This is a genomic window from Enorma burkinafasonensis, assembly GCF_902150035.1.
In the GTDB taxonomy this organism is placed as follows: Bacteria; Actinomycetota; Coriobacteriia; order Coriobacteriales; family Coriobacteriaceae; genus Enorma; species Enorma burkinafasonensis.
The window spans coordinates 17,176-38,815 of sequence record NZ_LR597505.1; the positions used below are offsets into that span (position 1 = coordinate 17,176).

At 67.4% G+C, this 21,640-nt stretch carries 19 protein-coding genes; 8 read left to right on the top strand and 11 right to left on the bottom strand.

Annotated elements, in window-relative coordinates; translation table 11 throughout:
• Positions 1 to 10 precede the first annotated feature (10 nt).
• Together FS885_RS04105 and FS885_RS04110 are read right to left on the bottom strand one after the other, a co-directional pair.
• Positions 11 to 2,443, bottom strand: coding sequence for a glycoside hydrolase family 3 N-terminal domain-containing protein (locus tag FS885_RS04105; protein ID WP_144743733.1), 2,433 nt, complete (start codon positions 2,441 to 2,443; stop codon positions 11 to 13).
• 219 nt (positions 2,444 to 2,662) lie between these two features.
• Positions 2,663 to 3,739 (bottom strand): LacI family DNA-binding transcriptional regulator, encoded by a 1,077-nt coding sequence (locus FS885_RS04110; protein WP_186365777.1) that lies wholly within the window; start codon positions 3,737 to 3,739, stop codon positions 2,663 to 2,665.
• Between the two features lie 667 nt (positions 3,740 to 4,406).
• On the opposite strand from FS885_RS04110, the gene FS885_RS04115 reads away from it, so the two are divergent.
• Positions 4,407 to 5,396: a hypothetical protein gene (locus FS885_RS04115; RefSeq protein ID WP_144743735.1), complete on the top strand. Its 990-nt coding sequence runs from the start codon at positions 4,407 to 4,409 to the stop codon at positions 5,394 to 5,396.
• Between the two features lie 224 nt (positions 5,397 to 5,620).
• Here the strand turns inward: FS885_RS04115 and larC are convergent, their stop codons facing one another.
• The 7 genes from larC to FS885_RS04150 all read right to left on the bottom strand — a co-directional run bounded on the left by larC (position 5,621) and on the right by FS885_RS04150 (position 13,545).
• The gene (gene larC / locus FS885_RS04120; RefSeq protein WP_144743736.1) at positions 5,621 to 7,015 is read right to left on the bottom strand and encodes a nickel pincer cofactor biosynthesis protein LarC; all 1,395 of its coding nucleotides are present in this window, start codon (positions 7,013 to 7,015) and stop codon (positions 5,621 to 5,623) included.
• Between the two features lie 105 nt (positions 7,016 to 7,120).
• Positions 7,121 to 7,420 (bottom strand): PTS sugar transporter subunit IIB, encoded by a 300-nt coding sequence (locus tag FS885_RS04125; protein ID WP_144743737.1) that lies wholly within the window; start codon positions 7,418 to 7,420, stop codon positions 7,121 to 7,123.
• A gap of 17 nt (positions 7,421 to 7,437) precedes the next feature.
• Positions 7,438 to 8,700, bottom strand: a complete 1,263-nt coding sequence (locus tag FS885_RS04130; protein WP_144743738.1) for a glucose-6-phosphate isomerase — start codon at positions 8,698 to 8,700, stop codon at positions 7,438 to 7,440.
• Between the two features lie 67 nt (positions 8,701 to 8,767).
• Entirely contained in the window at positions 8,768 to 10,264 is a 1,497-nt protein-coding gene (locus FS885_RS04135) for a lactate racemase domain-containing protein (protein WP_144743739.1), read from the bottom strand.
• A 51-nt stretch (positions 10,265 to 10,315) separates the two neighbouring features.
• The gene (locus tag FS885_RS04140; RefSeq protein WP_144743740.1) at positions 10,316 to 11,158 is read right to left on the bottom strand and encodes a triose-phosphate isomerase; all 843 of its coding nucleotides are present in this window, start codon (positions 11,156 to 11,158) and stop codon (positions 10,316 to 10,318) included.
• A 58-nt stretch (positions 11,159 to 11,216) separates the two neighbouring features.
• Positions 11,217 to 12,389 (bottom strand): diphosphate--fructose-6-phosphate 1-phosphotransferase, encoded by a 1,173-nt coding sequence (locus tag FS885_RS04145; RefSeq protein ID WP_144743741.1) that lies wholly within the window; start codon positions 12,387 to 12,389, stop codon positions 11,217 to 11,219.
• Positions 12,390 to 12,453: 64 nt separating this feature from the next.
• Positions 12,454 to 13,545 (bottom strand): LacI family DNA-binding transcriptional regulator, encoded by a 1,092-nt coding sequence (locus FS885_RS04150; RefSeq protein ID WP_186365778.1) that lies wholly within the window; start codon positions 13,543 to 13,545, stop codon positions 12,454 to 12,456.
• A 389-nt stretch (positions 13,546 to 13,934) separates the two neighbouring features.
• On the opposite strand from FS885_RS04150, the gene FS885_RS04155 reads away from it, so the two are divergent.
• From FS885_RS04155 to nagA, 5 genes are all read left to right on the top strand, one after another.
• Complete coding sequence (locus FS885_RS04155; RefSeq protein WP_144743743.1) at positions 13,935 to 14,711, top strand: ABC transporter permease; 777 nt, start codon at positions 13,935 to 13,937, stop codon at positions 14,709 to 14,711.
• Complete coding sequence (locus tag FS885_RS04160) at positions 14,690 to 15,478, top strand: ABC transporter ATP-binding protein (RefSeq protein ID WP_144743744.1); 789 nt, start codon at positions 14,690 to 14,692, stop codon at positions 15,476 to 15,478. Before FS885_RS04155 ends, FS885_RS04160 begins: the two co-directional genes overlap by 22 nt.
• Before the next feature lie 105 nt (positions 15,479 to 15,583).
• On the top strand, positions 15,584 to 16,651 hold the full coding sequence (locus FS885_RS04165) for an ABC transporter substrate-binding protein (RefSeq protein ID WP_144743745.1): 1,068 nt from the start codon (positions 15,584 to 15,586) through the stop codon (positions 16,649 to 16,651).
• A gap of 108 nt (positions 16,652 to 16,759) precedes the next feature.
• A complete protein-coding gene (locus tag FS885_RS04170) occupies positions 16,760 to 17,581 on the top strand; it encodes a sugar phosphate isomerase family (RefSeq protein WP_144743746.1) in 822 nt (273 codons plus the stop codon).
• A gap of 23 nt (positions 17,582 to 17,604) precedes the next feature.
• Complete coding sequence (nagA, locus tag FS885_RS04175; RefSeq protein WP_144743747.1) at positions 17,605 to 18,765, top strand: N-acetylglucosamine-6-phosphate deacetylase; 1,161 nt, start codon at positions 17,605 to 17,607, stop codon at positions 18,763 to 18,765.
• Between the two features lie 196 nt (positions 18,766 to 18,961).
• Here nagA and larB read toward each other — a convergent pair whose 3' ends face one another.
• Positions 18,962 to 19,726 carry a nickel pincer cofactor biosynthesis protein LarB gene (gene larB / locus FS885_RS04180; RefSeq protein ID WP_144743748.1) on the bottom strand — a complete coding sequence of 255 codons (765 nt, stop codon included), beginning with the start codon at positions 19,724 to 19,726 and terminating at the stop codon, positions 18,962 to 18,964.
• Between the two features lie 122 nt (positions 19,727 to 19,848).
• On the opposite strand from larB, the gene FS885_RS04185 reads away from it, so the two are divergent.
• Entirely contained in the window at positions 19,849 to 20,193 is a 345-nt protein-coding gene (locus tag FS885_RS04185) for a hypothetical protein (protein WP_144743749.1), read from the top strand.
• A 50-nt stretch (positions 20,194 to 20,243) separates the two neighbouring features.
• Here the strand turns inward: FS885_RS04185 and FS885_RS04190 are convergent, their stop codons facing one another.
• Positions 20,244 to 20,615: an arsenate reductase family protein gene (locus FS885_RS04190; protein ID WP_144743750.1), complete on the bottom strand. Its 372-nt coding sequence runs from the start codon at positions 20,613 to 20,615 to the stop codon at positions 20,244 to 20,246.
• Positions 20,616 to 20,727: 112 nt separating this feature from the next.
• On the opposite strand from FS885_RS04190, the gene FS885_RS04195 reads away from it, so the two are divergent.
• On the top strand, positions 20,728 to 21,621 hold the full coding sequence (locus FS885_RS04195; RefSeq protein ID WP_144743751.1) for a PHP domain-containing protein: 894 nt from the start codon (positions 20,728 to 20,730) through the stop codon (positions 21,619 to 21,621).
• Positions 21,622 to 21,640: the final 19 nt, after the last annotated feature.

Genomic DNA, 21,640 nt, shown 5'->3' on the forward strand with positions numbered 1-21,640 from the left:
ATCGCTGATGCTAGGCGACGGTCACCGTCGCGGTGTAGGAGCGCTTGCCCATGACGTCGACGGCGTCGCCCGCGAGCTCCGCCTGGCCGGCGAGCGGTAGGTCGTGCGCGCTCGTGCCCACCATGACGCGCAGGGTACCCGGCTCCACCACGAAGCGCATGTCCTCGTTGTAGTAGGCGAGCTGCGAGAGCTCGACCTCGAAGGAGACACGCTTCTCCTCGCCCGGGGCGAGCTCGACGCGCTTGAAGGCCGCAAGCTGCTTGTTCGGACGGGTCACGTGCGCACCGTCGAAGCGCGTGTAGAGCTGCACGACCTCGGCACCCGCCATCTCACCCGTGTTCCTCACGGTGCAGCTCGCGCGGAGCGTCCCGCCGCACGGCAGCTCGGCGTCCTCGATCTTGAGGTCAGAGACCTCGAAGGTCGTGTAGGACAGGCCGTGGCCGAAGGGGAAGAGCGGGTCTGCCGGGCAGTTGGTGTAGCCACCGGAGAAGATCGCCGCCGCGGTCCCCGCATCGGCACCGTCCGTGTAGCCGCTTCCGGTCTTATGGTTGTAGTAGATGGGGATCTGGCCCGTCTCGCGCGGGATGGTGACGGGGAGCTTGCCCGAGGGGTTGAGCTCGCCCGCGAGGATGCGCGCGACGACGTCGCCTGCGTACTGGCCGGGCATCCACGCTTCGAGGATGGCCGCGGTGTGCTCCGCCGCCCACGAGGTCGAGAAGATCCCGGGACCGTAGAGCACCACGATGACCGGCTTGCCCGTGGCGGCGACCGCCTCGAGCAGCTGCTCCTGCACGCCCGGGAGCTCCAGGCTCGCGCGGTCCTTGCCCTCGCCGCCGGTCACGTTGAACCAGCCGCAGTTGCCGCCGAGCGCCATTACGACCACATCGGCGCCCTCGGCCGCCTGGACGGCGTCGTCGAAGCCCGAGGTGTCGGGATCCACGATCTTGCAGCCCTCGACGCAGGTGACATCGAAACGGCGTTCGAGCTCCTCGGCGAGCGTCGTCGCGCCCATGCCGCGCAGGACCTCGTTCATGTTGGAGACCTTGGCGAGCGACGTGGGCGAGACCGCGGTGAACATGGCGTCGAACGGACCGGCGGGCTTCTTCTGAGCCGCCTCGTCGCCGATACCGCCGAAGGTGCCGGCGTCGCCCGCCATGAGGCCCTCGGCCATCTCGATGTACGCGGGATAGGTATAGCCGCTCACGGGATACCTAAGGCTCTGGGCGTGCGGGCCGATGAGCGCAACCTTGGAACCAGAGCGCAGCGGCAGGACTCCGTCGTTCTTGAGCAGGACGACGGAACGCTCGGCGATGTGGTGGCTGAGCCCCTGCTTTTCCGCGTTCGTCAGAGCGGCGCGCACGCCGTCGACGTCGACATAGGGGTGCTCGAACAGGCCGTAGGCGAACTTGATCGTAAGGATGCGGCGCACCGACTCGTCGATGCACGCCTCGTCGAGCTTGCCGGCACGGACGTACTCGGGCAGTTGGCGGAAGCCCGCGCCAACGGGGATCTCGGTGTCGCAGCCGGCCTTCTTGGCGAGGTAGGCAGCCTCCCCGTAGCTGTTCGCGACATGATAGAAGCCGAAGAGGCGCTGCACGCCGCCGCCATCGGAGGTGAGCATGCCCTTGAAGCCCATGGCGTCGCGCAAGAGCGTCTTGGAGATCTTGGGGTTCACGAGGACGTTCTGGCCGTCGATCTCGCCGTAGTTGGCCATGACGCCGGACACGTCGGCGAGCTTCGCCGCCGCCTCGAACGGGGTCGCGAAGACCTCGTAGAGCTCGCGGTCGTTGATGCGCGCAGCCGCGCAGTTGAGGCCGCCCTGGGTCTCGGAGTAGCCGAGGAAGTGCTTGGCGATGCACGCCGTGCCCTCCTTGTGCTCGCCCTGCATACCCTGGATGTAGTTCACGCCCATCTGGGTCACCAGGTAGGTGTCCTCGCCGAACGTCTCGTACGTGCGGCCCCAGCGCGGATCGCGCGAGACGTCGATCACCGGGCTCATGGACGAGCTGATGCCGACGGCGCGCGCCTCCTGCCCGATGACGCCCGCCATGTTCTTGGCGAGCTCGGGCTCCCACGTCGCCGCTACGTTCGTCATCGACGGGAAGAGCGTGCCGCCCGCCGCAGGGTACCCGCACAGGTCCTCCGACTGGAGCGCGACCGGGATGCCCAGCCGCGTCTCCTCCACGAAGTAGTGCTGGATCTCGTTGGTGATGTTCGCGATGTCCTCGGGGTCGGCGATACCGAGCAGGGAGTACTGCGTGAACCGCCCGTGCCCGTCAGGGAACCTCTCCTTCAGCGCTTCTCGGTCGACCTTGCCGGCATGCACGACGCTGAACGGCAGGTCGCCGCAGAGCTGGGCGACCTTCTCCTCGAGCGTCATGCGCCCGAGCAGGTCCTCCACGCGCTCCTCGATCGGCGCGTTTGCGTCCTTGTAGAGCTCCATCGTCTGTATCCCTCCTTCTCCGCAATAGCGCGGTGGTCAATCGTGTCCTGCAGAAATGGTCGTTGCGAGTGAGCTTGCACCCTTGTTTTAATCGATTAAGTTCTGTTACCCTGCCATTCTCTCGCCCTCTGCCTTCCTGGATTGCTCATTGGTTCATCGCGAATAATTAATCGATTAAGTTCTTGATCGAAATCGCCTTATCTTCTCTTGCCGTGATCGCTAGATGTCGCTGAGGAACTCTGATGGCTGGCAACGCAGCGGAAGCACGGTCGCCTCAGGCGGACGTCCCCCGATCTGCCCGACCAGCTGGGTGACGCATGCCTCGCCCGCCTCGTAGTTGGGCATGACGGCATAGGCGTCCGCGGAAAACGCACTCGAGGTGCTGCTCGCGAGGTCACCAAACAGTGAGAGCAGGTAGCCGCTTACCTGGCGCATGATGCCCGACCAGCCCGCCCAGCTGCATATGATCAGGTCTCCGTCGCGCACCCCATCGGCTAACGACGCATGCACCATATAGGCAAGCTGGGAGTAATCGGTGCGCGTGATGTCGGCGGTGGTGACCTGCCCGGCGGCATCCTGTGCAGGGCGGTCGGCGTCGTAGCTCGCAAGTGCGCTGCGCCCGATCGGCACATACCCGACGAACGGCTCGGGAGCACCGAGATCGGTGCATGCGGCGCGCACACCCTCCTCGCGCAGGCGCTCCTGGGCGGTATCCACCTCGGGTCGGATATAGGCGACGCAGCCGGCCTTGCGCTTGAGCAGATACTCCGTGACCGCATACGCTCCGCCGCGGTAGTCGAAATCGACGGTTCCGAACGGCGCTTCATCGAGCTGGCAATCGAGCGCGACGAACGGGATCCGGTCGCGCTCGACGCGCTGGACGGTCTCGGCATCGGGACCCACGTTATCGGTACCGACGAACACGATGCCGTCCACCAAACGCTCGTAGTACATGGATAGGTATTCCATCATGCCGTTATCGGCCATGCGATCGCGGCAGATGGTGATGTGGTATCCAAGCCGGGCGGCCGCCTGTACCATGCCCTGCAGCGCCCATGCGTAGCGCGGCGTGGCGAGGTTCTTCTCGATGGCGACACCGATAGTCTTGCTCTCCCGGCGACGAAGGGATTTCGCCGCCATATCGGGAACGTACCCGAGCTCGCGGGCCGCGTCGAGGACGCGCTGGCGCGTCGCATCGGAAACGGACACCTTGTCGGAACCGGAGAGCACATAGGAAACGGTCGCGGCGGTTACGCCCGCGCGCGCGGCGACGTCCTTGCCGGTAACCCGCTTCATGCGCCCTCCTCTCGTCATCTTCTAACGATACTTAAACGATTAAGTTAATCGTTTAAGTAGATTGTGCTCCTATCCTGCTCCGCATGCAATATAAACCCGAGCGTTTGCCATTCGCCCGGCCAATCCGACCGTTCACCGCCATCCCAAGGCCCGTTCACCATAATTCTTCAACGCTTCTACGATGACCGACATGGGGTGCACGCTCGAATGCGTTGAGTGCAGGCTCGAATGCGTTAGGTGCATCCTCAAACACGTTAGGTGCATACCCACTGGGAAACGCCGAATAGAACTCGTCTATTTCGCAGGGATTTTGCACCTAACACGAAATGCACCGCACCTAACGTCTGGGCCCCGCTCGATGAAGCACGCGCGGCACCTATCGCCCAATCAAGCGGGTTTTCACCTTGGCCTTTGGTCGCTCGCGCTGCCGCTGGCGGGGCGTGCCGTGCCCTATGTCCGGCGGGCGGATATGTATATCGAATGGTCTCTGACGGGCGCCCGCCGCGAACTTGTTCACCGCGAGGCAGCCCCCTCCCCCTCTACCCTCGGGCGGTGCAAATGCGGGGAGACCGCCGTGAGCAACCGGTTGGAACGCCGTGAGGTTTCGGGCAGCGATCGGCAAGACGTTGCGTCTACGCTGGAGCCGCATCGACGAAAGGAGGTCTCGATGCCGGCGAGAAGACTGTCAACCGAATCATACCTCGACGAATGCGAGCGGGCGGGGCGCCTCGCGACGCCACGCACGAGACGCGAGAACGAGCTGCTCAGGCGCCATCTGGCAACCGGGCGTCTCAGCATGCCCTTCGAGGGGTTCTTCTTGCGCACATCCGCGCTTGAGCAACTCGACCCGACGACGATCTACCTACATCTCATCAGGGCGGTGGCGCATCTCCATCCCCACTGGACGTTCTGCTCCTTCACGGCGGCGGTGCTCTATGGCCTCCAGGTGCCGCGCCCGCTCCTGAAACGTCTCCATATCGCCGTCCCGCCCAACGGAAACCGACGCCGATTGCCCGGGATTGCCGTCTGCCATCCCGTGCCGGACAACAGCCATACGTGGCAGCTGGGCATCAACGTCTGCCCCATACTCCCCACTCTTCTATCCTGCATGTGCCAGGCCGACTTCCGGTACGGTCTCGCCATCGTCGACTCGGCGCTTCGATGGCAGCTCGTCGACCGCGAGGAGCTCCGCGCGTATCTCCGCGAACACGGGAGGGGCCGGCACGGGATCGCGAGAGCCCGCAGAACCGTGGCCTATGCCGATGGACGGAGCGAGAACGGAGGGGAATCGATTGCGCGCGGCATCATGATCGATCTGGGCTTCGCCCTCCCCGAGCTCCAGGCGGAGATCGAGGACCCCCTCTGTCCTGGAGCCATGAAGCGCGTCGACTACCTCTGGCGGAGGGACGATGGGAAGGTCATCATCGCCGAGCTGGATGGTATGGGGAAATATCAACCTCAGAATTCCAGAGGTGGCGGGGGCCTCGACCATGCGGTCAGCGTACTCGCCGCGGAGCGGCGGCGCGAGTCGCGTATCAACCTGACCGGCGCCACCGTCGTCAGGTTCTCCCTCGCCGAAGCGCTGGATGAAGGCTACTTCTTCCGGCTTCTCTCGGAAGCCGGGGTGCCCCTGGACGCGATGGGCGCACGAAGCTGATGAAGGGCCTTGGATGACACCGCCGCTTGTAGACAAAAGACGCCGCATGCGGCCTCGCCTAAGCGAGCACGTTGACGTTGCGTGCACAAAAAAGAGCGTTAGGTGCAGAGCGGCAGGGAAATAGAATTCGGCGTTCCGCCATCCCCCTGCGGTTCTGCACCTAACGATAAAACGGATGCACCTAACAGCGCGAGCGCACCCGGTTACGCGACGATGCGGGGCGGCTACCGTCCCAGCGCCGCCGCGGCGGCGTCCTGCACGGCGCGCAGACTGATGCCCTCGCGCTCGGCGAGCGCGGCGCAATCGTCGAACTCCGGCTTCTCGTGACGGGTCCCGTCGGGGAGGGTGACCGCCTTGGTCCGGACGGTGCCCCACGGCGTCTCGGCCGTCCCCGTCTCGCGCCGGAGCACGCTGCGCTCGCACGGCCAGCGGCGGATGCCGATGGTAGCGGTCTCCGCGAAGATGATGGCCTCCAGGCGGTCGACGTCCTCGGCCGTGCAGATGACCTGGAGCTGCCAAGCGGGACGCCCCTTCTTGGTGAAGACGGGGACCCAATGCACCTCGCGCGCACCGGCGGCGCGCAGGGCGTCGGCGGCATAGCCGAGCTGCTCGCCCGTCGCGTCGTCGATGTCGCACTCCAGGCGCACGATGCGGTCCTGGGGGACCGGGGTGGCGTCCTCGATCACGAGCGCGCGCAGGACAGACGGCGTCTCGTAGGCGCGCTTGCCCGCGCCGAGCCCGACGGCCTTCACCGTGAAGCGCGCCGGCAGCTCGCGCTCGGCGTCGAGCGCGGCGACGATGGCGGCGCCGGTGGGCGTGACGAGCTCGCCCTCGGTGTCACCGATCGTGAGCGGCAGCCCCTGCTGCTCGACGATGTTGAGCGTGGCAGGCACCGGCACCGGGATGATGCCGTGCTGGCAGCGAATGGTCCCGTGCCCGTCGACGAGGCGCGGCACGATCACGCGGTCGATATCGAGGTCGTCGATGAGCACCGCCACCGAGACGATGTCGACGATCGAGTCGACGGCGCCGACCTCGTGGAAATGCACCTCGTCGAGGGGGACGCCGTGGGCCTTGGCCTCGGCCGCGGCGATGATGGCGACCATGCGGTGCGCGAGATCGCGGGCACGCGGGGCGAGCTGCCCCGCATCGATGATGCGGTCGATGTCCGCCGGGCCGCGGTGCTCGTGATGGTGGTGGCCATGGGTATGCCCATGATCGTGGTCGTGCTCGTGGACATGATCGTGGTCGTGCACGTGGTCGTGGCCGTGCCCATGCTCGTGGGCGTGCTCGTGGTCGTGGCGATGCCCGCCATCGTAGGCGTGCCCATGGCCGTGCACGTGCCCCTCATGGCAGCTTCCCGCCCCGGCGTCCATCCCGTGCAGGTAGGCCATGTCGTGGTCGTGGTTCTCGTGCGCGGGGTCGAGCACCACGTCGAAGTCGCAGCAATCGAGGCCGGCTTTCGCGACGCGCGACACCCGCACCTCGTACCCGTCGACCGGAAGCGACGCCAGCGCATCGCGCAGGCGCGCCTCGTTGCCCCCGAGGTCGAGCAGGGCGGCAACGGTCATGTCACCGCTGATGCCGCAGGTGCAGTCCAGATAGAGCGTCTTGCTCATGGTGGTATCCCTCTCCCGCGACCCAGCCGAGCGCCGGCCAGTCGCCCTGTAACGAAAAGCGGGGACGCACCAGGCGCCCCCGCGATCGTGCGTATCGTCCCGTCGCTAGGCGAGCTCGCGGTTGATCTGCGCGATGATGGCCTCGGCGTCCATGTTGGCGAACGCGTCGGCGGAGAGCACCGCGATCTTGGTGTCGGGGCAGCTCATCTTCACGACATCGAGCTTGAACTCGACCTGCGGGGTCAGAAGCAGCAGGTCGGCGTCGTTCGCAGCCTCCTCGAGCGACGAGATCGCGGCGGCGGAGACCTTCATCTCAAGGCCGAGGCGGTCGGCGGTCTCCTGGACCTTGGCGGCCAGCATCGTCGTCGACGTACCGGCAGCGCACAGCAGCTTTACATTCTTCATGTGGGGGTTTCCTCTCTCTACTTTCCCAGAGCCTGGAACATCAGGCGCTTATATGCCTCCACGCCGGGCTGGTCAAACGGGTTGACGCCCAGCAGCTCGCCCGAAAGATAGCAGGCGAACGCGAACCAGTAGAACATCATACCCATATGTTCCGCATCGAGGTGGTCCAACTCCAAGGTCATCACAGGAAGTACCTCAGCGTGCGCGGCGCGCGTCGCCGAGAAGCTCGCCTTATTGATGTCCCAGAAGTCCTTGCCGTCCAGATACCCGAAGGCATCGGCGACGTCGGTCCCGCCGAGCACGAGGCTGTCGCCCTCGCCGGGGTTCAAAAGGTCGATGAAGGTCTCGAACAGCTGGTGGGTGCCGTCCTGGGCGTACTGGCCGAGCGAGTGCATCTCCTCGGAGCACTCGATGGACGACGGGAAGATGCCGCGCCCGTCCTTGCCCTCGCTCTCGGCGAAGAGCTGCTCCCACCACTTCGAGAACCAGCGGAAGCGCGGCTCGAAGAAGCCGAGCAGCTCGACGCGATACCCGCGGTCCCACAGGATGTTGCGCAGGCACGCGTAGCGCCAGGCGGAGTTCGCCGTGCCCGAGATGCCGCGGCAGATGCCCTGCATCTCCTTGGCGCCCGCGACGAGGCCGCGGATGTCCGCGCCGGCGACGGCGAGCGGCAGCAGGTGCACCTCGGTGAGCGCGGTGTAGCGGCCGCCCACGTTGGTCGCGAACGGCACGAAGGTGTAGCCCTCCGCGCGGCAGAGGTCCTCGAGCGGCGAGCCGATGGTGCCGGTGCACACGATGCGGCGCGCCGCCTCCTCGGTGCCGTAGCGCTCGACGAGGTACTGGCGGAGCAGGCGGAACGAGGAGCCGGGCTCCAGGGTCTCGAAGTTCTTGGCGATGCAGTCGATCACGACGTCGTGCCCGTCGAGCTCGCGCAGGACGCGGTTGAGCTCGAAGGCGGACAGGGTGTTGCCCGCGTAGACGATGCGCGCGCCCTCGGGCGCCAGGGCCTTGATGACGGCGCGTGCCGAGTTGTTCGAGCCGCCGACGCCGATGATCACGAACGTGTCGGCGATGCCGCGGATCTTGCGCGCGAGCTCCTCGATGCGCGCGAGGGTCTCCTCCCCCGCCCACTCATCGACATCGAGCCATCCCTGCGAGTCGGCATAGCGCTCCTCGCCCGCTTGGCAGCGCGCGAGCACGTCCGCGTGCGCGGCGGCATAGGCCTCGAGCTCGTCGCGCGCGACGAACTTCTCGGCGAAGGTGATATTCAGGTCGAGCATAAATCAGCTCCCATCGGGATAGCAAAAGCCCGGGCAGGGCGCGAGCCCCGCCCGGGTGCCGGGATCGCTAGCAGCCGCAGGGATGCGCCGGGGCGTCATCCATGAAGGTGCTGTTCTGGGACGGGTCCTTCATGCACAGGTGCGGCACGGCGCGGTTGTACGCGTGCGGCAGCGCCAGGATATTGGGGTTGCCGTCGGTGTACTTGCGCGTGGCGTCGGCGATGGCCTCCTCGAAGGTCGGACGCGTCTTGAGGCCCATGGTGCGGGCGATACCGGGCTTCTGGGCGCCCACGATGTAGGTGGCCGCGAGGTACTTCTCGGCGAGGTTGCCGCAGGTCATCATGCTGAAGCCGTGGAACGGGTGGAAGGCGTTGGCGAAGCGGTACTTGCGGATGTACTCCTCGTTGGTGGCGAAGTACTCGCCGTACTTGATCATCTCGTCGAGGGTGTTCATCTTGTCGGACTGCCACAGCTCCCACTGCTCGCGCAGGTACGGCCAGCGCTCGTCGTGGAACCAGCCGTTGCAGTAGCTCGCGATCACGAAGACACAGTGGTCGGAGAGGATGCGCTTGTGGCGGATGACCTGGGCCGAGACGGCCTGCATCATCTGGATGGGGTTCGTGCCCATACCGTCGCCGTAGTGGAAGTTCGTGGGCATGCCCATGACCACGATGTCGTACTTCTTCTCGGCCCAGTGCACGTAGGTGCGCTTGTCGGCCACGGCCCAGGAGACGGGCTGCATCTCGGCGGCGTAGCCCGAGAAGATGGCGATCTGGCGGCTCCAGGTGTCGAGCACCGCATCGCAGCAGAAGAACTTCTTGCCCATCTTCTCTTCCATGAACATGCCCTGCTGGTCGAACTTGTCGCGCATGAGCGAGGACGTGGACACGGGCACGAAGTCGGGGCGGCTCATGACGCGCGGCACGTGGTGCGCGCTGATGGAGCGCCAGTGGGTGATGCCGGTGGCGCAGTGCTTGTAGCCGCCCGAGTAGCCGCCGTAGGGGTTGCCCTGCGTGTGGCCGATGAGGATGGCGATGTCGGCGTCGTAGACGTACTTGTTCATGATCACGTGGTCGCCCTGCGGCGTGAAGCCGAGGTCGACGAGGTGGTCGTAGTCCTCGGAGTCGTGGCTCGTGATCTGGCCGGTGCCCTCGAACTCGTTGTAGAGCTCCTCGCCGAGGATCTGCTTGGCCTCGGCGGTGGAGGTGCGGGGGTGCAGGCCGTTGGAGAACAGCAGCAGCACGTCATCGTGCTTGACGCCCTGGGCGAAGAGCTCGTCCAGGCAGGCGCGGATGGCGACCTTGCGGTGCGCGGTGGGCTGCGTGCCGCCCTTCACGATGTCGGGGATGACGATGACGACCTTCGCGCCCGGGTGCGCGTAGGAGGCCAGCGGGTCCATGCCGATGGGGTTGCGGATGCTCTCGAGCGTCGCGTTGTAGAGGCTGTCCCAGTCCTGCGGCAGGCACTCGGGGTCCTTGACGGTCTCGCCGGTGACGAAGACGTCGGTCGTGTCGGGGAGCTCGGCTCCCATCATGCCGGTGCCCCACTCGAAATCAAGATGCATTGCGGTTCCTTTCTGTCAAACCGTATGGTGCCCTGCGTTGCGGCTTTCGATCTACACGCCCAGGTACAGGCGGACGATCTCGAAGTACTCCTCCGGGTAGAAGCCGATCTCGCCGGTGAAGCGCGTGAGCGCGATGAGGCCGCCGTCGATCGCGTCGATGCTGGCGAGCATCTCGGCGTTGTCGCTCTTGAGGCCGCCGCCGTAGACGACGGGCAGGCCGCCCGATGCCTGCTTGGCGAGCTCGGCCACACGCGTGATGTGCTCCTTGCCCGCCGGCGTCTTGCCCGGGCCGATGCTCCACACCGGCTCGTAGGCGAGGGCGACCTTGGAGGTGTCGACGCCCGCCAGTCCGCGCTCGATCTGCGCCGAGATCACGTCGTGCCACGCGTCGGCCTCCTCCTCGCGCTCGCCGATGCAGAACAGCACGTCGAGCCCGGCGTCCACGGCGCATTTGAGCTCCTCGTTGAGCAGGCGGTCGACCGCGGGCGCGGCGTCGGTGCCCTCGACGCCCACGGCGGCCATGACCTCGCGCAGGGCGTTGCGCTCCTCGCAGTGGCCGACGAGCACGCTGTCGACGCCCAGCTGCACCATGGCGGAGGCGGGGCGCAGGCTCGTGAAGGCGCCGAAGTTGCCGCCCGGGGCGGTCGTGGCGCGGTGGATGCCCTGGCAGCCCACGTGCAGCGCCGAGCCCTCCTTGAGCGCGCCGGTCGCCGGGATCAGATGGGACTCGGGCAGAAACGCCGCGAAATGCGCCTTGTCGGCGAGCTCCGTCACGCCGTCCTGCAGCGCCTCGACGACGGCGGTACCCCACGTGCGCGGGTCGGCGAGGCGGTTGACGCCGCCGAGCTCGGGCTTCACGTCGAAGCGCTTGAGGTTGAGGTAGATCCGTTTCATATGCATCGCTCCTTCTAGGTCGCTTGAAGCCTTACGGGTGGCAGGCGCCGGGCGCGCGCTACGCGAAGCTCACGAGGCGCGGCAGGGGCTCGCCGATGAGCGGGCGGCACCAGGTGCGGAAGGCCTCGGTGACGCCGTTGCCCCGCTCGTTGATGAACTCGTCGGGCAGGTGCTGCTCGTCGAGCATCACCTGCTCGATGGGGATGCGCACGCAGCGGACAGCGTAGTCCGCGCCGCCCTCGCGCTCGAAGCCGATCATCTTGCCCGAGTCGCCCTCGAGCGCCGCGCGCACGGCCTCGCTGCCGGCGCGGATGGCCTCGTCGCGGTCGACCGAGCTCTGGTAGGCGATCGAGGCGCGGCCCACGAGGCCCGGCTTCTCGGAGCGCGCCTTGTAGCCGAGCTTCTTGATGATGAGGTTCGCGAGGTGCGCGGAGACGTCGCCGAAGTACGTCGCGCGGCCGACCGTCATGACCGGCTCGACGATGGGCGTGCCGTCGGCGTAGTGCAGGCCCTCGCTCGCCACCACCACGCCGGAGCGCTTCTCGTCGATGAGCGCCTGGACGTCTGCCAAAAACTCGTCCTCGTTGAAGGCGCGCTCGGGCATGTAGATGAGGTCGGGCCCGGCGATGCCCGCGTCGGCGGCGAGCGCGGACGACGCCGCTACCCAGCCCGCCGAGCGGCCCATGACCTCGAGGACCACGATATGGATGGGAAGGCCCTTCACGTCGCAGCAGACCTCGGAGGTCGTCTGCGCCACGAAGCGCGCGGCGCTGCCGAAGCCCGGCGCGTGGTCGGTCACGGCGATGTCGTTGTCCATCGTCTTGGGGATGCCCATGACGCCCACGTCGACGCCCGCCTCGCAGCACGCGTGGTAGATCTTGCCGCAGGTGTCCATCGAGCCGTTGCCGCCCGTCATGAGCACCCAGCGGATGCCGTGCCGGGCGATTGCCTCAGCGAGGCGGCGGTACCCCTCCTCGTCCACGGCGTCGCGCCCGGTGCCGATCGCCGAGGACGGCGTGGACGGCAGCAGGGCGAGGTCGCTCTCGGGCACCGCGCGGAAATCGACGAAGTCGCCCGCGGCAAGTCCCGCCACGCCCCCGCGGGCGCCGAGGACCGCACCCACGCCGGGCGCGCCGAGCGCGGTGCGCACCGCGCCGTAGAGCGACGCGTTGATGACCGCCGTCGGCCCCCCTCCGTGGATGACCAGCAGGTTATCGCCTTGCGTTGCCATGTTCGACCACCTTACCTGAGACGTGCCCCGAAGGGCTCCCTACCGTACCTGGCTGCTTCCCCCGTCATAGCACCTCGCCCGCGGGCCCCGCGTCGCGGCGCGGTCGGCGCCCCGCCGAGGGGCTCATGATATTGGTGAGGCGCATCAGCCGCGCCGAGGCGGGCTTGCCCTCGATGCGCGACAGGATCTCATCCGCGCAGGCGACGCCCGCGTCGAAGTTGGGCATGCGCGTGTAGTAATCGGGATGGAACTGGCTCTCGCCGTTGTTCGCGAGCTCGGCGGTGATCACGCCGCGGTAGCGGAACAGGTGCCTGATGGGCTCGGTCCACCCCGACCAGCTCGCTATGAAGGCGTCGCCGGGCTCCAAGGGCTCGCTCGCGCGGCGCAGCGTGTCCATGAAGGCGTCGGTCAGCCGCTCGCCCTCGTCGGTGATGCCCACCGAGTAGCGCAGATCCCAGGTGTCGAGGTTGCCGAGCGTGATGGGCGCCTCGACCTCGATGAGCTCGATGGCGGGATAGCCGTCGAAGACGTCGTGCAGACCGGCGCTTCGCTGCTCCTCCTGCGCGGTCGCCATCTGCGGCTTGACGTAGAGGACGCGGCGCGGGGCGCGCGCGGCGACCCGCTCGGCAAGCAGGCGCGCGCCGCCGCGGTAGTCGAAGTCCACCGAGCTGAAGGCGTCGGAGGACTGCTGGCAGTCGAAGGTGACGAAGGGAATCCCGTCGCGCTCGATGCGCTCGACGCTCGCCTCGTCCGGGCCGACGTTGTCCTTGCCCAGAAAGATCACGCCGTCGACGCGGCCCTCGTAGTAGGCGAGCAGGTAGTCCGAGAGCCCTCCGTCCTTCATCTTGTTGGTGCAGAGCAGGACCATGAGGCCGTTGCGCTCGAGTTCGCTCTGGATGCCCTGGATCGTCTGGCTGAAGCGGGGCACCGCGAGGTTCTTCTTCGCGACCACGCCCACGCACCCCGTGCGCTTGCGCCTGAGGGCGCGGGCGGCGCTGCTGGGGATGTAGTGGAGCTCGCGCGCGGCGCGCAGGACGCGCTTGCGCGTCTCGGGCGCGATCTTCTGCCCGGGGGTGTCGTTGATGACATACGAGACGGTCGCGGTGGTCACGTTCGCGGCCTGAGCGATGTCCTTGAGCGTGACGCGCTTGCCCATCTCCACTCCTTCCCCAGCCCGATGATGCCCGCACACAGGCATCCACGTTTCGCGATACCACCCATAGCATATAACTTATACGTTTAAGTAAGAAGCACCATTTTCATATTCCTCAACACAGGCTGACGAGAGCTGGAATTTGACCGTTTGCCCCCCGTTCTCAACCGTTCGCGGATTGCAGCCCCCGCGGCAAGGGTAGCGTCCAATGCTATCTACCTGCTGATTGAGGTTTGAACGGTCGTTCTCGCCCGCTGAACGGTAGGTCAACACCCCTACCAATTCGTTTTACAGAACTTTAAACTTTGGTTACCTGAGTTTTGCGCGTCCACTTAAACGTATAAGTGAACACGGAGACACTCTGGAACCGCGTGAGGAAGGAGTCCCATACGATGGATCAAAAGAAAGTGCCAATCTGGGCGAAGATCCCCAACATGGTTTGGGTGCTGATCTCATTCGCCTGCGCCATCGCGCTCTGGCTGGTCGCCTCCAGCCAGATGCCCGCGGTGTTCGCGCCTCCCGCCGAGGTCCTGGATGCCCTCGTGACCCAGTGGAACAGCGGCCGCCTCGTGCAGCACATCGCCGCGTCCCTCTCGCGCGTGCTCATCGGCTTCGGCATCGCCTTCGTGACCTCCATCCCGGTCGCGTTCCTCATGGCGTGGTACGAGCCCATCCGCCACATCATCGAGCCGTGGATCCAGTTCGTGCGCAACATCCCGCCGCTGGCCTACGTCTTCCTGCTCATCGCCTGGCTGGGCATCGGCAACGAGTCCAAGATCGCGGTCATCTTCATCGCGGCCTTCCTCGTGCAGGTGGTCACCATCTACCAGGGCGTCAAGGGTGTCGACACCACGCTCATCAAGGCCGCCCGCGTGCTCGGCGCCAAGCAGCGTGACATCTTCTTCAAGGTCACCATCCCCGCGACGACCCCGTTCATCCTCGTCGCCGCGCGCCTGGGCCTGTCCACCTCGCTCACGACGCTCATGGCTTCCGAGATCGTCGGCGGCGACCGCGGCCTCGGCATGATGATCCAGCAGGCGAGCGGTTACTACGACATGGCTACCGTGCTGCTGGGCATCATCCTGCTCGGCGTCATCGGCATCTGCTTCGAGAAGATCGTTCGCTTCCTTGAAAGGAGGTTCACCGGATGGCAGGAAACGATGCAGTAAAGGTCAAGATCGACCATGTGGTGAAGAAGTTCCAGACGCGCAAGGGCGAGATGACCGCGCTCAACGGCGTCGACCTCGATATCCACGAGAACGAGTTCATCACGGTCGTCGGCCCGTCCGGCTGCGGCAAATCCACGCTTCTGAACATCATCGGCGGCCTCGAGACCCCCACCGAGGGTCAGGTCCTCGTCGACGGCAAGCCCGTCGACGGCCCGAGCCCCGAGCGCGGTATCGTGTTCCAGCAGTACGCGCTCTTCCCGTGGCTCACGGTCATCAAGAACGTCATGTTCGGCCTGAAGCTCCAGGGCAAGTCCAAGGAGGAGGCCGAGGAGATCGCCCACAAGTACCTCAAGATGGTCGAGCTCGAGGACTTCGCCAACCACTACCCCAAGGAGCTCTCGGGCGGCATGAAGCAGCGCGTCGCCATCGCCCGCGCCTACGCCACCAACCCCAAGGTCCTGCTCATGGACGAGCCCTTCGGCGCCCTCGACGCCCAGACCCGCACCCAGCTCCAGCAGGAGCTCATCGAGACCTGGGAGAAGGAGCGCAAGACCTGCTTCTTCATCACCCATGACGTCGAGGAGGCCATCATCCTGGGCCAGCGCTGCGTGATCATGAGCGCGCGTCCCGGCCGCGTGAAGGACATCATCGACATCGACATCCCCTACCCGCGCGACCAGGCCACCAAGATGAGCCCGCGCTTCCTGGAGCTCAAGAACGAGATCTGGAGCCAGGTCTACCAGGAGTACCTGTCCGTCCGCAAGTAACGGATGAGACCCGTCCCGCATCGCATCGCCCCGGTGCGATGCGGGTATCACTAAGGTAATCATGCGTTCCCGATCCGCGGGACGCACGAAGAGAAGGAGTGCCTTATGAAGTACCTCAACGATCTCATGGTCAGCCGCCGCGGCATGCTCGCCGGCACCGCCGGTCTCGGCGTCGCCGCCGCGCTCGCCGGCTGCACCGGTGGCACCACGACCGGCGGCAGCACCGCCGGCAGCGCCGCCGCCGAGTCGAGCTACGAGCCCGTCACCCTGCGCGTGGCCTACATGCCCAACCTCGGTTCCGCCTCCTCCCTCTTCACGGCCATCGACCAGGGCTACTTCGAGGAGGTCGGCATCACCGTCGAGCCGCAGCAGTTCGAGGCCGGCCCGGCCGAGATCACCGCTATGCAGTCCGGTGACATCGACATCGCCCAGATCGGCCACGGCGCCCACTCGCTGTGCATCGGCGGCGACGCCGTCGTGTTCCAGTTCGACCAGCTCTCCCAGGCCGACGCCGTCGTCGTCGACAAGAGCCGCGTCGCCTCCGCCGAGGAGCTCGCCGGCAAGACCGTCGGCGTGTCCTCCGGCACCTCGTCCGAGATCATCCTGCAGTACGTGCTGCGTGACGCCGGCCTGACCATGGACGACATCAACCCCGTCGAGATGCAGGTCTCCGGCATGACCACCGCTCTGCTCTCCGGCCAGATCGACGCCGCCGCCACCTGGTCGCCCAACACCGTGACCATCGCCAACGAGCTCGGCGACAACTACCTCGTCCTCGGCACCAACACCGACTACTCCGACGAGGTCGCCTTCCCCTCGAGCTTCGTCTGCCTGCCCGACTACGCCGAGGAGAACGCCGAGGTCCTGGCCCGCTTCGGCGCCGCCATCGAGAAGGCGCAGGTCTACCGCGCCGAGAACATCGAGGAAGTCGCCACGCTGCTCGCTGACGAGCTCGGCGTGCCCGAGGACACCCTCCAGCAGGCCACGGGCGAGGGCGACTGGCAGGGTGCCGCCGACGCCATCGGCGACAACGAGACCATCCTCGGCTACTACAGCGCCCAGCAGAAGGTCTTCCTCGACAACGGCACCGTCGAGGCGGAGGTCCCCGTCGAGGACTACGTCAAGACCGATGTCATGGACCAGGCCTACGAGATCTACCAGACCATCGCGTAACGCCCACGCGTACAACCTGGTGGCTCAGGTCTGACCTGTAGCGACGAACGACAGCCGGACCATGCGACCAACGCAGCGTCCGGCTGTCTTATATCGAGAGGAGAACCCATGATCCACGACTACTACCGCATCCCGGCCGACAAGCTCGGCGAGGGTGCGAAGATCCCGCTGATGGTGCTCGGCGACTCCGGCGAGGTGTTCTACGAGATGGCCCTCGAGATGGTGAACGCCATCGAGGAGCACAACGCCCGCGGCGAGAAGACCGTCTTCATCTGCCCGGTGGGCCCCACGGGCCACTACCCCATCTTCGTCCGCCTCGTGAACGAGCGGAAGCTCTCGCTCAAGGACTGCTGGTTCATCAACATGGACGAGTACCTGACCGATGACGGCGAATGGATCGACCACGACGACCCGCTGTCGTTCCGCGGCTTCATGGACCGCGAGGTCTACGGCAAGATCGCGCCCGAGCTGCTCATGCCCGAGAGCCAGCGCGTCTTCCCCGACCCCAACGACCCCGCCCACGTGCCCGCCCTCATCGACGAGCTCGGCGGCGTCGACATCGCCTTCGGCGGCATCGGCATCACGGGGCACCTGGCCTTCAACGAGCCGCAGCCCGAGCTTTCGGCCGACGAGTTCGCCGAGCTCAAGACCCGCGCCCGCGAGATCCTCCCCGAGACCCGCGCCGTCAACGCCATGAACGACTCGGGCGGCGTCCTCGAGGATATGCCGAGCCGCTGCGTGACCATCGGCATGCACGAGATCCTGCATGCCCGCAAGGTGCGCTTGGGCGTCTTCCGCGTGCTGCACCGCGCCGTCGTGCGCCGCGCGGCCTACGGCGACGTCACGGCCGCCTTCCCCGTCACCATCCTGCAGAACCACCCCGACGCGCTCATCTACGTGAACGCCGTCGCCGCCGAGCAGCCGCTCTAGCCACCGCGTGAAAGGACGTTTCCATGGATAGGTCCCTGTACATCACCGGTGGCAACGTGCTCACGCCCGACGGCATCGAGCGGCGCGACGTGGTGGTCGAGGACGGCCGCATCGTCGGCCTCCCCTGCTCCTACGCGAACCTCCACGGCCTGCCCGAACTCGACGCCTCGGGCCTCACAGTGCTCCCCGGCTTCATCGACGTGCACACGCACGGCGCCGCAAACGTCGACGTCAACGCCGCCGACGAGGAGGGCCTGCGCACCATCGGCCGCTTCTTCGCGAGCCAGGGCGTGACCGGCTGGCTGTGCTCGGTGCTCACCGACACGCCCGAGCAGACGCTCTGGTGCATGGAGCAGGCCCGCAAGGTCATCGAGGGCGGCCCGTACGACGGCGCCGCGCTCCTGGGCATCCACCTGGAGGGCCCGTGCCTCTCGAGCGAGTACAAGGGCGCCATGCCCGAGCACCTGCTCATGCACGAGGCGAGCGTGGAGCTCTTCCGCCAGTACCAGGAGGCCTCGGGCGGGCACGTGCGCTACACGACCCTCGCGCCCGAGGTCCCCGGCGTCGAGAAGCTCATCCCCGAGCTCAACGCCATGGGCATCACCTGCGCGATCGGCCACAGCGGCGCGGGCTACGACCAGTCGATGGCCTGCGTGAGGGCCGGTGCCGCGAGCGCCACGCACCTCGGCAACGCCATGCGCCTCTTCCACCAGCACGACCCCGCCATCTGGGGCGTCGCGCTCGAGACCGACCTCTTCGTCGAGGCGATCTGCGACGGGCGCCATCTGCATCCGGGCAGCGTGCGCCTCTACCTCAAGGCGAAGGGCTTCGACCGCGTCGTGGCGATCACCGACTCCATCATGGCGGCCGGCCTCCCCGACGGCAACTACAAGCTCGGCGTGAACGACGTCGTGGTGGAGGACGGCGACGCCAAGCTCGCCACCACCGGCGTGCGCGCCGGCTCCACGCTGACGCTCGCCCAGGCGCTCCGCAACATCGTGAAGTTCGCCGACACGGATGTCGAGCACGCAGCGCGCCTCATGACCGCCAACCCCGCGAAGCTCATCGGCCTGCCCACCAAGGGCAGCGTCGCCCGCGGCTTCGACGCCGACCTCACGCTCGTCGACGGCGACCTCGAGGTCGCGCGCACGATCGTGGGCGGCCAGACGGTCTACACGCGCTAGAAGCGCGCGGGCGCCGGGCACGCGGCCGGCGCTCAGACGCATGGGACGGCCCCACGGACCGGCACGCCTCGAAGAGGCTGCGGTATCGTGGGGCCGTCCCCCGTTTCATTCGGTGCGGGAGCGACGGGGCCCATCCGGTATCCGCCGGGGGCGGGGGCGTCGCGACATCCCACGGGCGGCCGCGGCGCCAAGACGCCTAGGCTTGCCTGCCCGGCAGATGGTTGATGAGCGACGCCTGGAAGGCCGCCCCGAAGCCGTTGTCGATGTTCACGACCGAGATGCCGCTCGCGCAGCTGTTCACCATCGCAAGCAGCGTGGTGAGCCCGCCGAGGTTCGCGCCGTAGCCCACGCTCGTGGGCACCGCGATCACGGGGCACGAGGCGAGCCCGCCCACCACGCTCGGCAGCGCGCCCTCCATGCCGGCGATCGCGATGATCACCTGGGCGCGTGCGATCTCGTCGCCGTGCCTGAGCAGGCGGTGGATGCCTGCCACGCCCGCGTCGTGCACGCAGGTCACGCGGTTGCCCAAAAAGCGCGCCGTGAGCGCGGCCTCCTCGGCGACCGGGACATCGCTCGTGCCCGCCGTGAGCACCAGGATCTCGCCGTTGCCGTCCGGCTCGGGGAGCTCCCCCACCACGCCGGCGCGCGCGACCGCGTGGTAGGTGAAGGCGCAGCCGAGCCGCTCGAGCTCGGCGGCCTTGTCGGCATCGAGGCGGGTGATGAGCACGCGCCGCTGGCCGGCTTCGCGCATGGCGCCCACGATGCCCGCGATCTGCTGGGCCGTCTTGCCCGCGCCGTAGATGATCTCCGAGACGCCGCAGCGCACGCCGCGCTCGGTATCCACCTGGGCGTATTCCAGCTCGGCCACGGAATCGATGCGCACCCGCTCGACGAGCTCGCGCGGGGCGAGCCTCCCGTCGGCCACCGCCTGCGCCAGCTGCTCCAACTCGGTCGCGTCCATGTCCCGCCTTTCCGTTCGTTTTCCGACTTCTATGGTACCCGCTTTGCGCGCGAGAGGGGATGCACTATCCTGAGGGGAACTGGAGCGCCCGCCGCGCGCGGGCAGGACGGAAGGCGGTTCGCATGGGCGAGCTCGACAGGAACACGGCAGACGGGACCTATGAGGGCACGGGTGCCAGGCACCGCGCCGCCACCCCGGCAGGGCCCGCCCTCCCCATCGCCGCGCTCGCGCTCTGCGTCGTCGGGGCGGCGGTCGGCTACTTCGCCAGCTGGCCGGTCGGCGCCGTCCTCGTCATCGCGAGCATCGTCTGCGCGATCCTGGCCATCCGCAAGCGCGCCGCGCTGCGCTGGCTCGCCATCCTGGCGCTCGCGCTCGACATAGCGTGCATCGTCGCCGTGGGCGCCGTCATCGCGATGCTCCTGAACCAGATCAACCAGATGAACGAGCTCATGGGGACGATCTCGTAGCAGCCCCGATGCGCGGGCGCGCCGGCGTCGGCGAGCCCGGTGCGCGCTCGCTAGAGCAGCGCCGCCTCCCATTCCTTCTCGCGAAAGCCCACGAGCACCGTGTCGCCCGCGACGACGATCGGGCGCTTGACGAGCATGCCGTCGGTCGAGAGCAGGGCGCGCGCGTCGTCCTCTGACATGCCGGCATCGAGCTGTGCCTTAACGCCGAGTTCGCGGTACTTGACCCCGCTCGTGTTGAAGAAGCGGCGCAGGGGCAGGCCGGATGCCCGCTGCCAGGCGGCGATCTCGTCTGCGCGGGGATGGTCCTCGACGATATGGCGGTCGGTGTGGGCGATGCCGTGGTCGTCGAGCCAGCGCTTGGCCTTCTTGCAGGTCGAGCAGGGCGGGTACTCGATGAAGAGCACCGAATCGCTTGTGGCCATGGGGTCCTCCTTCGGAATCGGTCGACGATGCCAGTATGCCCAAAAGCGCCCGCGCATGACACGCGCCGGCGCGGTACCATACCGTCATGCCCAGCACTGCGAAGGAGCGCCCATGAGCGACCGCACGCCGCCCCTCATCGACTGCCACACCCACACGGGCTTCTCGGACGGCACCTCCACGTTCGAGGAGAACGTCCGGGCCGCCGCCGCGCGCGGCTGCCGCGTCATGGTCGCGAGCGACCACCTCACGCTGCCCGCCTCCATGGACCCGCTCTGCGAGGCGTCGGTCGCCGAGGCGGACCTTCCCGCCCACCGCGCCGCGTTCGAGGCGGCACGCGCGCTCGCCGCCGAGCTCCAGCCCGCGCTCGAGCTCGTCTACGGCTTCGAGTGCGACTGGTACGAGGGCTGCGAGGGGTACGTCGAGCGCTGGGCCGCGGGAGCCGCGGTGCGCCTGGGGAGCGTGCACTGGCTCGGCCCGGCGGGCATCGGCGGAGCCACCGGCGCCCCCGCGGGCGACATGGCGGGCGCGCCGCACGGCTGGATCGACGACAGCGGTGACATGCATCTCTGGGAGGAGCTGGGCGCGGACGGCATCTGGCGCCGCTATGCCGCCACGTGGTGCCGCGCGTGCGAGAGCCCGCTCGCCTTCGACGTCATGGCCCACCCCGACCTGCCCGCCCGCTTCTCCCGCGAGGGATGGGCGCCCACGGGCGACCTCGCGCCCCTCTGGGACGAGATGGCCGCCTGCGCGCGCGATACCGGCCGGCGCATCGAGCTCTCGACGGCGGCGCTGCGCAAGGGTATTGGCGACTACTACCCCTCCGCGGGGCTGCTCGAGCGCTTCGTCCGCGCCGGGGTGCCCGTCACCTTCGGGTCCGACGCGCACCGTGCCCAGGATGTCTGCCACGGCATCGAGGAGGCGCGGCGGCACGCGTGGCGCGCGGGCTACCGCACATTCGACATGCCGCACGCGGACGGCTCGTGGGAGACGGTCGCGCTCGGTTGATTGAACTCAGGCTCGCCCG

Excerpts from the sequence above, each read along its gene's own strand:
- FS885_RS04115 (WP_144743735.1), top strand. The coding sequence starts at position 4,407 with ATGCCGGCGAGAAGACTGTCAACCGAATCATACCTCGACGAATGCGAG.
- FS885_RS04145 (WP_144743741.1), bottom strand. The coding sequence starts at position 12,389 with ATGGCAACGCAAGGCGATAACCTGCTGGTCATCCACGGAGGGGGGCCG.
- FS885_RS04185 (WP_144743749.1), top strand. The coding sequence starts at position 19,849 with ATGGGCGAGCTCGACAGGAACACGGCAGACGGGACCTATGAGGGCACG.
- larC (WP_144743736.1), bottom strand. The coding sequence starts at position 7,015 with ATGAGCAAGACGCTCTATCTGGACTGCACCTGCGGCATCAGCGGTGAC.
- FS885_RS04140 (WP_144743740.1), bottom strand. The coding sequence starts at position 11,158 with ATGAAACGGATCTACCTCAACCTCAAGCGCTTCGACGTGAAGCCCGAG.
- FS885_RS04150 (WP_186365778.1), bottom strand. The coding sequence starts at position 13,545 with ATGGGCAAGCGCGTCACGCTCAAGGACATCGCTCAGGCCGCGAACGTG.
- FS885_RS04130 (WP_144743738.1), bottom strand. The coding sequence starts at position 8,700 with ATGCTCGACCTGAATATCACCTTCGCCGAGAAGTTCGTCGCGCGCGAC.
- FS885_RS04110 (WP_186365777.1), bottom strand. The coding sequence starts at position 3,739 with ATGAAGCGGGTTACCGGCAAGGACGTCGCCGCGCGCGCGGGCGTAACC.
- FS885_RS04165 (WP_144743745.1), top strand. The coding sequence starts at position 15,584 with ATGAAGTACCTCAACGATCTCATGGTCAGCCGCCGCGGCATGCTCGCC.
- FS885_RS04170 (WP_144743746.1), top strand. The coding sequence starts at position 16,760 with ATGATCCACGACTACTACCGCATCCCGGCCGACAAGCTCGGCGAGGGT.
- FS885_RS04135 (WP_144743739.1), bottom strand. The coding sequence starts at position 10,264 with ATGCATCTTGATTTCGAGTGGGGCACCGGCATGATGGGAGCCGAGCTC.
- nagA (WP_144743747.1), top strand. The coding sequence starts at position 17,605 with ATGGATAGGTCCCTGTACATCACCGGTGGCAACGTGCTCACGCCCGAC.
- FS885_RS04195 (WP_144743751.1), top strand. The coding sequence starts at position 20,728 with ATGAGCGACCGCACGCCGCCCCTCATCGACTGCCACACCCACACGGGC.
- FS885_RS04190 (WP_144743750.1), bottom strand. The coding sequence starts at position 20,615 with ATGGCCACAAGCGATTCGGTGCTCTTCATCGAGTACCCGCCCTGCTCG.
- FS885_RS04155 (WP_144743743.1), top strand. The coding sequence starts at position 13,935 with ATGGATCAAAAGAAAGTGCCAATCTGGGCGAAGATCCCCAACATGGTT.
- larB (WP_144743748.1), bottom strand. The coding sequence starts at position 19,726 with ATGGACGCGACCGAGTTGGAGCAGCTGGCGCAGGCGGTGGCCGACGGG.
- FS885_RS04160 (WP_144743744.1), top strand. The coding sequence starts at position 14,690 with ATGGCAGGAAACGATGCAGTAAAGGTCAAGATCGACCATGTGGTGAAG.
- FS885_RS04105 (WP_144743733.1), bottom strand. The coding sequence starts at position 2,443 with ATGGAGCTCTACAAGGACGCAAACGCGCCGATCGAGGAGCGCGTGGAG.
- FS885_RS04125 (WP_144743737.1), bottom strand. The coding sequence starts at position 7,420 with ATGAAGAATGTAAAGCTGCTGTGCGCTGCCGGTACGTCGACGACGATG.